Annotated in this window: 11 protein-coding genes; 3 read left to right on the plus strand and 8 right to left on the minus strand. The window is 37.5% G+C overall.

Annotation, left to right across the window (positions count from 1 at the left end):
- Positions 1 to 7 precede the first annotated feature (7 nt).
- Genes ACMGDK_RS12870 through ACMGDK_RS12880 form a run of 3 tightly spaced genes read left to right on the plus strand, consistent with a single transcriptional unit; the run spans position 8 to position 1,911 of the window.
- Positions 8 to 430, plus strand: a complete 423-nt coding sequence (locus tag ACMGDK_RS12870) for a deoxycytidylate deaminase (protein ID WP_111958590.1) — start codon at positions 8 to 10, stop codon at positions 428 to 430.
- A 6-nt stretch (positions 431 to 436) separates the two neighbouring features.
- The gene (gene xerD, locus ACMGDK_RS12875; RefSeq protein ID WP_436808330.1) at positions 437 to 1,351 is read left to right on the plus strand and encodes a site-specific tyrosine recombinase XerD; all 915 of its coding nucleotides are present in this window, start codon (positions 437 to 439) and stop codon (positions 1,349 to 1,351) included.
- Between the two features lie 41 nt (positions 1,352 to 1,392).
- Positions 1,393 to 1,911 carry an NUDIX hydrolase gene (locus ACMGDK_RS12880; protein WP_436808331.1) on the plus strand — a complete coding sequence of 173 codons (519 nt, stop codon included), beginning with the start codon at positions 1,393 to 1,395 and terminating at the stop codon, positions 1,909 to 1,911.
- 60 nt (positions 1,912 to 1,971) lie between these two features.
- Here ACMGDK_RS12880 and ACMGDK_RS12885 read toward each other — a convergent pair whose 3' ends face one another.
- From ACMGDK_RS12885 to ACMGDK_RS12920, 8 genes are all read right to left on the minus strand, one after another.
- A complete protein-coding gene (locus ACMGDK_RS12885) occupies positions 1,972 to 2,430 on the minus strand; it encodes a heme-binding domain-containing protein (protein WP_436808332.1) in 459 nt (152 codons plus the stop codon).
- 4 nt (positions 2,431 to 2,434) lie between these two features.
- Positions 2,435 to 4,192 carry an Ig-like domain-containing domain gene (locus ACMGDK_RS12890; protein ID WP_436808333.1) on the minus strand — a complete coding sequence of 586 codons (1,758 nt, stop codon included), beginning with the start codon at positions 4,190 to 4,192 and terminating at the stop codon, positions 2,435 to 2,437.
- 23 nt (positions 4,193 to 4,215) lie between these two features.
- The gene (locus ACMGDK_RS12895; RefSeq protein WP_436808334.1) at positions 4,216 to 5,478 is read right to left on the minus strand and encodes a serine hydrolase domain-containing protein; all 1,263 of its coding nucleotides are present in this window, start codon (positions 5,476 to 5,478) and stop codon (positions 4,216 to 4,218) included.
- A gap of 148 nt (positions 5,479 to 5,626) precedes the next feature.
- A complete protein-coding gene (locus tag ACMGDK_RS12900) occupies positions 5,627 to 6,556 on the minus strand; it encodes a 2-hydroxyacid dehydrogenase (protein ID WP_436808335.1) in 930 nt (309 codons plus the stop codon).
- Positions 6,557 to 6,691: 135 nt separating this feature from the next.
- The gene (locus ACMGDK_RS12905) at positions 6,692 to 7,243 is read right to left on the minus strand and encodes an acyl-CoA thioesterase (RefSeq protein WP_436808336.1); all 552 of its coding nucleotides are present in this window, start codon (positions 7,241 to 7,243) and stop codon (positions 6,692 to 6,694) included.
- Positions 7,231 to 7,983, minus strand: coding sequence for an HU domain-containing protein (locus ACMGDK_RS12910; protein WP_436808337.1), 753 nt, complete (start codon positions 7,981 to 7,983; stop codon positions 7,231 to 7,233). Before ACMGDK_RS12910 ends, ACMGDK_RS12905 begins: the two co-directional genes overlap by 13 nt.
- A gap of 138 nt (positions 7,984 to 8,121) precedes the next feature.
- Positions 8,122 to 10,260, minus strand: a complete 2,139-nt coding sequence (locus ACMGDK_RS12915) for a TonB-dependent receptor (protein WP_436808338.1) — start codon at positions 10,258 to 10,260, stop codon at positions 8,122 to 8,124.
- A 281-nt stretch (positions 10,261 to 10,541) separates the two neighbouring features.
- A complete protein-coding gene (locus ACMGDK_RS12920; RefSeq protein ID WP_436808339.1) occupies positions 10,542 to 11,312 on the minus strand; it encodes a WG repeat-containing protein in 771 nt (256 codons plus the stop codon).
- Between the last annotated feature and the right edge of the window lie 293 nt (positions 11,313 to 11,605).

Below are 11,605 nucleotides of genomic sequence, written 5' to 3' on the forward strand. Positions count from 1 at the left end.
CTGCGGTATGAATAAGTTTGATAAAGCTTATCTAAAAATGGCCCAAGAGTGGGCAAAACTATCCTACTGTAAGAGAAAACAGGTAGGAGCTCTTATCGTAAAAGATAGGATGATTATTTCAGACGGTTACAACGGAACTCCTTCGGGATTTGAAAACTGCTGTGAAGATGGAGAGGGAAAAACACACTGGTATGTACTTCATGCGGAAGCCAACGCTATATTAAAGCTGGCTGCTTCCACTCAGTCTGCAAAAGGTGCAACGCTATATTTAACGCTGTCACCATGCAAAGAATGCAGTAAACTGATTCTGCAGGCTGGAATTACAAGACTTGTGTATATTAATGAGTATTCAGACGACGATGGGATAGCGTTCTTGAGAAACCATAACATTGAAATAGAACAAATATCGGACTGTGAACTAAAAAAATAAGCACAAATGACCTGGGATGAAAAGATCAAAGATTTTGAAATATTTCTTCGCTTCGAAAGAAATTTTTCAGAAAACACACTCGATGCCTATATTCGAGACATCAAAAAATTAAAAGATTATGCCGAAGTGGATCTGGAAAACGTCGGTCCAGACTCTATCGGTTACGAAAACTTACAGGAATATATCTTCAATCTTTCCAAACAGAAGTTCAGCGAAAGATCACAAGCAAGATGGATTTCTTCGATAAAAGCTTTCTTCAAGTTTCTGCTTGAGGAAGAGTTCAGAGAAGACAATCCAGCCTCACTGCTTGAAGGTCCAAAACTGGGATTGTATCTTCCTGACACCTTAAGTCTGCCTGATATCAATAAGATCATTGCAGCCATTGAGTCGAATTCTGACCTCGGAAAGAGAAATCATTGTATCATTGAAGTTCTTTACGGATGCGGATTACGTGTCTCAGAACTTATTGACCTTAAAATTTCGAACATCAATTTCAAAGAACAGTACATTAAAGTAAACGGAAAGGGTAACAAAACACGTTTCGTTCCTTTAGCGGATTATACTGCTGAACTTTTGGAAACTTACATTAAAGAAGTACGTTCGAAAAGCAAGATCAATAAAAAGTATGAGGATACGCTGTTTCTTAACAGCCGTGGAACATCTATGTCCAGAGTAATCGTATTTCTGATTATTAAAGAACTTACAGATAAAGCTGGAGTAAGCAAAAAAATATCTCCACACACTTTCAGACATTCTTTTGCAACGCACCTTTTACAGAATGGGGCAGACCTTCGTTATATACAGGAAATGCTGGGACATTCCAGTATTACCACTACGGAGATCTATACTCATCTGAAGACAGAAGAACTTCGGGACGTGATTTTAACTTATCACCCGAGAAATATTAATATTGCTCAATAAAACGAAGTTCCATCTGACTTTTGAAAAAATATTGTTAACAGATGAAATTATTGAAATACTGCCCAAGCTGTGGCAAAGAAACCCTGCATTGGGACGGCGAAAAGAAATGGAGCTGTCCCGAATGCGGTTTTACCCTCTACAATAACGTTGCCGGCGCGGTAGCTGTTGTTATCCGATGTGATGATGAAATCTACCTTACCAGAAGAAACCGGGACCCTAAAAAGGGAAAACTCGATCTGGCCGGAGGTTTTGTAGATCCAAGGGAAAGTGCAGAGGAAACGTGCAAAAGAGAGCTTTTTGAAGAGCTTCAGCTTGATGTGGATATTTCAAACCTAAAATATCTTACCAGTCTTCCTAATATTTATCAGTATAAAGAAATTGATTACAATACAATCGATCTTTTTTATGAGTATCGTGTTCAGGAAAAATTTGAGGTGAGTCTTGAGCTTTCTGAAATATCAGAAGCAATCTGGATTCCTTTGAAAGCTCTCGACCTTGATGATATTGCTTTTGAATCTCAGCAGAGATTTTTTAAGGAATACCTGAAGAATAACCGGTAAGTTATTATAAAGAAATTTACTCCCGCAGATGACAATGTGTGGGAGTTATTTTATTTGGTATCAGTAAGATTTTGATTTCAGCATATTTTCGAAATACTGCACCAGCAATATTCTTTCTGCTTCTGTAAGATTCGCTTCCTTATGATAAACAATATAACCAGGCATAGGCATTGCTTTACTTTGGATTGTCTGGATAGACTTATCAAGCATGCTTTCCTTCAGTTCCTTGTTATAAGTACCCCAAACAGAAAAATTAAGGTGTTCCCGACCTTCATTAACATGGCTTTTTACTGACCATGAAATAGGCGCAACATAGGCATATTTCGGATATACTGTTTCATTGGAGTGGCAATCGTAACAGGCTCCTTTTATCAAGTCCCTAATCTTCTCCGGAGTCTTTTTCGTATCGACGAAGTTAACCGCTGTATTGACAGGCTTATTTACTTTATCAATAGAAATAAACTGCATCAATGCAAAAACTACCAGTGTCCAGAATAACACTTTTTTTATTGTGTCCATACCCTTATTTTACAGGTGTCAGGACTTCATTTCCGGATTCTGACTTCACTTCCTTGTTGACTTCCTTCTTCACGGTTGCATCAGGGGTTTCTTCTGCAGGAACATCTACAGGTTTAGGAAGATTTCCTTTAGGATTATCCAGTGTTCTGGTATCTTTTAAATCCCAGTCTTCCTTGGTCTCCCACAATGGCCGTACAACAGCTTTTTTGTAGAAGACATAGGAATCTTCAGCAAAAGTTTCTTTTTCAAAATCTGCTTCGTCCCAGAATCTGTTCCCGTTGTTATCGACCAATATCCTTACAATATATTCATTAGGCTTCAGGATATCAAATTTCACACTGTTTCCTTTGGTATATCTTGAATAAATAACTTTATCCGAAGCATCCATAAGCTGGATCCAATAATTAGCCTCCGGTGCATTTTGAATATTAAATGCAAGACTTCCGAATTGATCTACCTTTTCTACTTCAAAATCAAAACGTTTTGACTGTGCATTTTTAGCATAATAAGACGATACTGTTTCTTTTGGAATAGTAAGCTGATATTTTTTGCCATTTACAAAATCTGAATGAATCTGAATCTGGTAAGGATCTGTTTCAGAGATTTTTGCAGTAAATTCCTGAGTGGTTAAGCTGTCACTTTTCAGAGTCCATTTTTCAGGACTGATTTTATCGATGATATAGCCGGATCTGATATTAAAGTCAGAATTCGGAGCCAACAATGGACCTCCGCTGTCGTTTTCAAGATCCATTGCATTTTTCTTGTTGTATTTATAAAACACAGAAACGGTATCCTGCTTGCTGCCAATATCGTAGCTGAATTTAAGGTTTTCAGTAACCGTCTGCCCTACATCGCTTTTTACAGGATCAAACCAGATTTTTACGGTATCCGATTTCGGACGGTGGGTCACTTTAATGTCCTGAAGCTTTTCATTTATAGAAGCTACTTTCACATCATCCGGATTTCCCTCGAAAGTCATGATAATTCCCCCCGGACTTTCTTTCATTTCAAGATATTTCAAAGGCTTTTTGGAAGGATATACTTTTAAATTTAATCCTGAAACAGATTTTTCAACATCTACAGTTTCTTTTTGAAATCCTATTTTCTCTTTTCCCGGATCATAAATAGAATTGCTGTTCTCATCCTCAAAAGCTATGATTTTATATTTTCCCGGCGTAAGATAATTAAGCTCATAATATCCATCTTCATCCACTTTTGTAATATAATAGGGCTTTTGCCTGTAATTCATGGTATCTTTTACCTGGTAAAGTCCTACAACAAGCTTATTTTCGCCCTCTTTCTTTTTAAGAGCTACAGCGTCTGATATTTCACCGCTGATATAAAGATCATCCAGCTTATCTCCCGTAGAAAAAGCAAAATTGAAATACCTAAGAATATTGGACTCATTATTATCTGCAATTGAGTTTCCAAAGTTGAAATTATAAGTCGTATTCGCCTGAAGAGTATCTTCCCACTGAATCATCACGAACTTATTGGCAATATTGGAAGGAAGAATCCGCTTTATATTTTTGATAGGCGGAGAAATGATCAGGTTTTTATTGATATCCTTTAAGGTAATATATTCATCAAAATCCAGCCTGAGCTCGTGGATGTCTCTTTTTACATTAACTCTTGTCGTGTCAATATTGGAGCTTAAAAACTTTGGAGCCAGGGTATCTTTCGGGCCTCCCACGGGAGATCCTACTCTTGCGCATGAGTGCACAAGAAAACAGATAACGAATAATAGAAGAAGTCTTTTCATATATGTTTAAGCAAAATTAAACATTATTCTCCAAAAACTTCATGTCCGGCATTCAAAGTATCTTTATTGTCGTTCATTATACTGTGCAGCTTATCTTTCTGAGCCGGAAAATCCTCGAATAATCCTGATAAAGCCAGTGCTGTATATACTTTACCGGAATATTTGTTTCCAATAGCCACGATCGTCACTTTTGACTTCAGCAGATGGGCAAATACGGAATTGGTTCCGTGCCACCATCCGTTATGATAGGTAAGCTTTTCGCCGTTATCGAAAATCTTCATCCTGAAACCGAGTCCGTAATTATTCATACCTGCTTTTTCGTTGCTGTAAGGTGTAAAAACCATCTGCATCAGATCTGGCTTTAAGAAGTCTTTTGAAAACATGGCTTTGGAGAAATTATAAAGGTCTCTCGGTGTTGTATATACATTTTTATCACCGTAAATAAGATCAAGCCTGTCTAAAGGATATAGCCTGTTTCCACCGTAATAAAAGGACTGTGCGGCCGTAGGAATATCTTTCTCCTGGAAAATATAGGTATTTTCCATTTTCAAAGGCTGGAATACCATTTCTTTCATAGCCTGCGGAAACGGAGTTTTTGTAACCTTTTGTATTAATAAGGCAAGCATCGCAAAATTGGTATTGCAATACATAAAACCTGTATCCGTATCTCTTGCCAGATCCGGTTTGTATTTGATGATCATATTCAGAACATCCTGATTGGTAATAAATGGCTTTGAAAGTTCTGCCGGAACCGGCTGTATTTTGGCAATAAAATACTCGTATTTCGGAAGACCGCTTCTTTGATCCAGCAAAGTCTGCACAGTAACATCCGGATAAGGAAATCCCGGAAAATACTGGGTAAGATGGTCGGTAAGCTTAATTTTTCCTGCTTCTACCAATTTCAGCATAGCCATCGCAGTTAACGTCTTTGAAACAGAAGCTACATGCAGCGGTGTATTTTTACCGATCGGCATCTGATTTCCTTCTCTTCCGAAGCCTCTGTAGCTTTCATATAGAATTTCATCTCCTTTTGCCACGAGTATTCCCCCGCTCAGGTCTCCTCCTTCCCATATTTTTTTATAATACTGATCGATATATCCTGTGAGTATTTTTTTATCTCCAAGCTGACTGTCTTCTTTGCTAAAAACATTTCCCAGATCTACATTTCCGTAGTTTGGAAGATTGGTCGTGCTTTCAGCTGAAGTCTGCTTGGATTCAGAATTTTTTTTACAGGAAATAAAGGATAAAAAAACAGCTACAATAAGTAAAAAATTACGCTTCGTCATGAGTATCAAAAAATGAGCAGCAATTTAATAAAACTCAAAATAAATTCTCAGTTCGGAACGTACATTATGAATTATTTAACATAAAAGATAAAATTTACAAAAAGAAAAAGCGAGAGCAATGCGTAATTTTTGTTTGCAGTATATTGCACTAGCAGTAGGAAGCAATGATCTTATCCACAATCACCTGTGCCAGCTTTTCTTTACTCTGGTGAGTCCATCCGGCGATGTGTGGTGTTACGATTGTTTTTTCAGATTCCAGGAGGTATTTCAGATTTTCGTTCTCTGTTTCCAGGTTTTCGAAGGAAGCTTTTTCATATTCGAGAACATCAAGACAGGCCCCTTTTACTTTCCCTGATTCCAAAGCATCAACTAAATATTTAGTTTCTACATTTTTCCCTCTTGCCGTATTGACGAAATAGAAGTCTTTTTTCATTTCTGAAATAAATTTTTCATCAATAAGATAGTGAGTTTCAGAAGTGAGCGGAATGTGCAGGCTTAAAATATCTGCAGACTGTTTTAATTCGTCTAAGCTGACCTGTGATGCATACTCATCAGAAAGCCCGGGAAGGATATCATGAAAAATAACTTTACAGCCAAATCCTGAGAATCTTTTTGCTGTAGCTTTCCCCATGTTTCCGTATCCTATAAGCCCTACCGTTTTCCCGAGAAGCTCATCCCCTCTGTTTTCTTCACGAAGCCAGATTCCGTTTTTCACTTCCTGGGAAGCAATGAAAAGGCGGTTCATTAAAATCAACAGCATTCCTACAACATGCTCTGCTACTGAATCTCTGTTACCTTCCGGAGAATTGATCAACTGAATTCCCAATTTCTGTGCAACAGGAATATCAATATTTTCCATTCCGGCTCCTACTCTGGCAATGAACTTCAGGTTTTTCCCCTTTTCAAGAAAGTTTTTATCCAGAGGAATTCTGCTTCTGATGATAACTCCGTCATAGTTTTCAATTTTATGACAAACCTCATCATAGGAAGATGTGAAATCTTCTTCTAATACAAAACTCTTAGCCAAAAGCTGTTCTGTGATGAGAGGATGGTTTTTATCTAAAAGTAGAATTTTCATTTTTAACACGAATATTATAATAAAACGTGATCTTACTTTAACGCAAAGAGCGCAAAGGTTTATTTAAATAACTGCTGTTTTTAAGATCGCAAAGGCGCTAACGCTTAGCAAAGATTAAATCTAAAAGAAGTTAACTTATTTCTTATCTTTCTTTGATTCCTTTGTTTCTTCCGGTTCCTGGAACAATTTCTTAAGCTCTACAGATTCAAGGGGTTTCATTCTTCCGGAAAGGATGAGCGACAGTTCTTTTCTTCTGATGGCTGCTGCATGTCTTAATTTTTCTTCTTCTGTTTCCGGGATCATATCCGGGATAGGAATAGGACGGTTGAATTCATCTACTGCAACGAAAGTATAAATACCTTCATTGGTATGAATTTTTTTCTGATTGATAGGGTCATCCAACCAAACATCCACATAAACCTCCATTGAAGTTGAGAAAGCTCTGGAAACCTTAGATTCCAGAACCACCACTCCACCTTCAGGGATAGGATGGTTGAAAGAAACGTGATTTACAGATGCCGTTACAACTCTTCTTTCACAGTGCCTGGCTGCGGAAATGGAGGCACAACGGTCCATTTTTGCAAGAAGCTCGCCTCCAAAAAGGTTTCTTAAAGAGTTGGTTTCGTTCGGAAGAACAATATTGGTCATGATCGTCAGAGATTCTGACGCTTTTTTTACTTTTGCCATTGAGTCTTAGTGTTGTTTTGAGCTGACGGAGCCGGCTTTACGCCTTTTCCTGTCGGTTTTGCTAATGAATCTTTTTTCAGGGAATCTGAAACAGCCGTTTCCGGACCGCGCACCATTGCTTTTACGGTGTCTTTTACTATTCTGTGTGTAGAAGTCTGGACAGAAACTTTATCAAAAGATTCTTTTCCGAAAAGAAGTTCTCTTTGGGTAAACGCCAGATAAAGAATCCCCAAAACAGGAATTACAAGCAGGAAAATCCAAAGAATAGATTTTTTGAATGTATAATCTTTCTCCTTGCTTTCTTTAGTACTGATCTTTTCACCGTTGTTAATATCCGAGAGCCTGATCTCTTCAAGCCCGTAAAAATCCGGATGTCCAGATTCTATTCTTTTGCCTTTGAAATGGGCTTTATCATCTTCAATATGGATAACCCCGAGGTTCTGTATTTCCAGAAACTGATCTGCCTGAAGTTTTTTCTTCCAAAAATCGGTCTGGATTTTCAGATCACTTCTGGAAGCTTCTAAAGACATCTGTTTTTCTCCGGCTATAAAGGCAGCCAGTTCGTCAGACTGTATTTCATAATCCACCGCAAAAACGATCTCGCTTGCAGGCGGAAGGATGCTTCCGTTCTCAGAATTAATAATTGCCTTGGAGTTTTTAAGCGAAAACGCACCGAATCCCGGAACCGTCACAGTTCCAAATTGTTTCAGATATTCTAAAATGTAAGCTGAAATATTCATTTGGCAGCAAATTTATAATTTTTTCGTGACTTTCTGAAGAGATTTATAGGATATAAAAAAAGACTGCCGAAACAGTCTTTTGATAAATAGGTATAAAATTGAATATATTAAACCCTGTTCGGTAAGTTATCATCCATATTATTGAATTTTCCAGCTGATCCCGAACATAAAATTAGTTCCGGCCTGTGAAAAATAATATGGATCACCACCATAAACCGCTCCGTTGTTAACATACTTTCTATTGAATAGATTATTAACCAATAATTTTAGAGCGATATCATTATGAGCAATAGTAAATTGGTACTGTGCATTGAAATCTGTCAGAAAATAATCTTTCAGCTCCAGGTTTTTATCTCCTGTATTATCCAGATACTGTTTTCCAACATATTGATTCGTTAAAGCAAACAAAAAGCTCTTGGAAGGATTAAATTTCAAGCCAAGATTGGCAATAACATTCGGGGAAAATGAAATGTCCGTATCTCCCAGGTTTTGAAGAGTTCCATTGTTTTTAATTTTAAAATCAAGGTTTCTGTTCTGGCTAAGACTGACATTTCCTGTTACTTCCCATTGCTTGGAAAGCTTGGCCAACGCTCCGATCTCAATACCTCTTCTGTAGCTTTTTCCTGAATTGGTTCTGATAAATGCTCCTACATTATTCAGTTGTCCGTTTAGCACTAACTGATTAACATAGTACATATAATATAAATTGGCCGTTACAGATAAGATTCCAAACTGTTTTTCAATACCTGCCTCAAAATCGTGAAGTTTTTCAGCTTTCACTTCATTATCACTCATCAGGTCATCCCTGTTCGGCTCGCGGTGGGCATGGGCGTATGAAAGGAAAACTTTTCCATTTCCAATTTTATAATTTACTCCGGCCTTTGGGTTAAAGAAAAGCCAGTTTTTATCAAGATTTCCTCCTTCTCCGTCACCGGCAGTCAGGATCTTGGTATCGTAATCAATATTTCTGATCTGTAGATCTCCGAAAAATTCAAAGTGATCCCCGGTTCTCCATAAAGCTTTTGCAAACCCTGCCAGCTCAGTTTTCACCGAACGGTTTCTGTAATATTCATACTCATTGATCTGTGGAAAATAAACCCCGGTAACATTTCCAAAATGCCTTCCATAGTATTGGTTCGCTACCACACCGAAGTTCAGATCTACCTGATCCAACTTTCCGTAAAGTGTAGAAACAGCTCCGTAGAAATCATTATCCAGCCATTTTTTTCTGATAAAATCCGTTATTTCCACCGGAGATCCATTTACGATCGGTACGGACAGATTATAATTGGAATAATGCGTTGCATCCGCATCTGTTTCATCAACCCTTTTATAGTTTTCATAATATCCTCTTCCCTTAGTATAATGAAGTGTTGTTTCCAAATGCCAGTTATCATTGAATTTCTGTTCCCACAAAAGCTGATAATGGTTCTGTCTGTAATTATCCGTTTCGTTATCATAGAACTTCTCTTCTCCGGTAAACAAGTCTGTATATTGTCCTGAATAATTGAATTTGGGATTCGTTTCCCAGGTTGGCCGGTCGATTCCGTTCCATGCCTGATAGGTTTTTTCTTTTCCTCCGAAAGCCATCAGCCGAAGCCTTGTTTTTCCCTCTTCAAATAATGCGGTGAAATTGTAAGAATCCAGTTTTGAAGAAGCTCTGTCAATGTACCCATCAGAATGGATACGTGTGTACCTTCCCATCACTGAAAGCCTGTTTTTCCAGAATTTCCCAGAACCGGCCTCTGCCGAATATTTATAGGTGTTAAATGAGCCGTAGCTATCATCGGTCTTAAAATACATATTCTCATCCGGTTCTTTGGAGATCACATTAATACTTGCTCCAAACGCTGAAACTCCATTATTTGAAGTTCCCACACCTCTCTGGATCACAATCTGGGAGGCAGAACTGGTAAGATCCGGAACATTGACGAAAAATGTTCCCTGACTTTCAGAATCGTTATATGGAACGCCGTTCATCATCACATTAATTCCTTTTCCTTCTACTCCACGAATTCGAAATCCCGTGTATCCAACCCCGTTTCCGGCATCAGAAGTTGAGATAATAGACGTTTGATTTTTTAAAAGAATCGGAAGATCCTGCCCCAGGTTCCTGCTGTCTACATCTTTCTGTACGTTGATGATTTCCTTAGCAACGGGCAGTCTTTTGGTAAAGTTGACAGCTTCAATTTCCCTGACCTTCAGGGAATCTTTATTTTGTGCCTGGATAAAGGCCGCAGAGCCTACGGTAAGCCCTAAAAAAAATAATCCTTTCATTCTATAAATTTTAAAAATTTAATGAATAAAAGGGGCGGATTAAATAATGTAGCAATTTACTAATTTAACAGTCTAGCAATGATTGATATACTGTTGTTCCATTGGTACATTTTCAAAATTCCCTAAACAGCATTATCTGTTCCAGGTTCATTGGGTATAATCTCAGCTTGTTAAAGCACCCCTTTATTTCAGCCGCAAAATTACAAAAAATTACGGGTTTCTCTGCTACAAATTTTGACCTGGTAAAGATTCATGCTACCCTATTGCAAAAAACCTATTGATTAATACGTCTTATTTTTCGCATCAATATAATAATAGTTTTTCCCGTCTTTTGTTACTTCAAACATTTTACCCAGTTTCCAGCTGAAATTTCTTTTTATATTGGAATATTCGAAGGGAACAACTACTTTATTATTAACATCTATCACTCCAAATTTGTCATTATGGGAAGCCACAATCATTGGATCTGCGGTATCATCACCTTCCAGGATATATAAATACTGATACTGAGGATAGATCTGGTAATCCCTGTAATCTGCTGCGTTCACGAATCTGGCCTTTTCAATAATGCCATAAAATCCGTTTAAAACGTATGCCTGATAAAGCTGCTGCTTATAATCCTCAAACTTACATTTCCCCAAGTCTGAATCCTTGAACTGATAGACTCTTTTTCCTGCTTTATTGACACGGTAAGAAATCATATCCTTTTCTACGGTAGCATATTCATTGGTTCCGAATTTTCTTACTTTTGGGTTTGGAGAATTCAGAAGATTACAATCTTCATAAAAAAAGACAGCAATATGATACTCTGGCTTGATGATAAATTTCCCGTTCTGATTAATATAACCAAATTTTCCATCTTCTTTTTTCGGGATCAGAACCGGCAGATCCGGATTGATGATTACCAGATCCGGGTTTGGCTTAGCCACTGCAGGCGCCTTCTTCACTACAGTTTTCGTTACATTTTTAATCGGTGGCTTCTTCACTGCTTTCGTCTGTGAAAAAACGAAAATCGAAATAAATAAACACCAAAGATTCAGGATATTTTTCATATTCATCATTTGCCTGCAAAATTACGGCCAAAATAGAAATTATCAAATTCATATTTATAAAGAATCTAAATAATTTCATTCTGATAAAATACTAAAAAATTCGTAAATTTGGAAGCACTTTTTAAGTGTTTGATAATCTAAAAACGTTTTGGAGATATAATTTTGATAGGAATGCTATCAAAAAAGTGTATAAATCTTACCCCAAAGAGAGTTTTTCAGCAAGACAAGCCACAGGTAAATTACTTATACTCTAGATTAAGATCAAATATATTCCACTTCGAAACGCAGCATTA

Source organism: Chryseobacterium hilariae (genome assembly GCF_051400735.1).
Taxonomy (GTDB): Bacteria; Bacteroidota; Bacteroidia; order Flavobacteriales; family Weeksellaceae; genus Chryseobacterium.

Bases quoted from the DNA above. Each gene is read 5' to 3' on its own strand.
- ACMGDK_RS12870 (WP_111958590.1), top strand. From the start codon at position 8: ATGAATAAGTTTGATAAAGCTTATCTAAAAATGGCCCAAGAGTGGGCA.
- xerD (WP_436808330.1), top strand. From the start codon at position 437: ATGACCTGGGATGAAAAGATCAAAGATTTTGAAATATTTCTTCGCTTC.
- ACMGDK_RS12880 (WP_436808331.1), top strand. From the start codon at position 1,393: ATGAAATTATTGAAATACTGCCCAAGCTGTGGCAAAGAAACCCTGCAT.
- ACMGDK_RS12885 (WP_436808332.1), bottom strand. From the start codon at position 2,430: ATGGACACAATAAAAAAAGTGTTATTCTGGACACTGGTAGTTTTTGCA.
- ACMGDK_RS12890 (WP_436808333.1), bottom strand. From the start codon at position 4,192: ATGAAAAGACTTCTTCTATTATTCGTTATCTGTTTTCTTGTGCACTCA.
- ACMGDK_RS12895 (WP_436808334.1), bottom strand. From the start codon at position 5,478: ATGACGAAGCGTAATTTTTTACTTATTGTAGCTGTTTTTTTATCCTTT.
- ACMGDK_RS12900 (WP_436808335.1), bottom strand. From the start codon at position 6,556: ATGAAAATTCTACTTTTAGATAAAAACCATCCTCTCATCACAGAACAG.
- ACMGDK_RS12905 (WP_436808336.1), bottom strand. From the start codon at position 7,243: ATGGCAAAAGTAAAAAAAGCGTCAGAATCTCTGACGATCATGACCAAT.
- ACMGDK_RS12910 (WP_436808337.1), bottom strand. From the start codon at position 7,983: ATGAATATTTCAGCTTACATTTTAGAATATCTGAAACAATTTGGAACT.
- ACMGDK_RS12915 (WP_436808338.1), bottom strand. From the start codon at position 10,260: ATGAAAGGATTATTTTTTTTAGGGCTTACCGTAGGCTCTGCGGCCTTT.
- ACMGDK_RS12920 (WP_436808339.1), bottom strand. From the start codon at position 11,312: ATGAAAAATATCCTGAATCTTTGGTGTTTATTTATTTCGATTTTCGTT.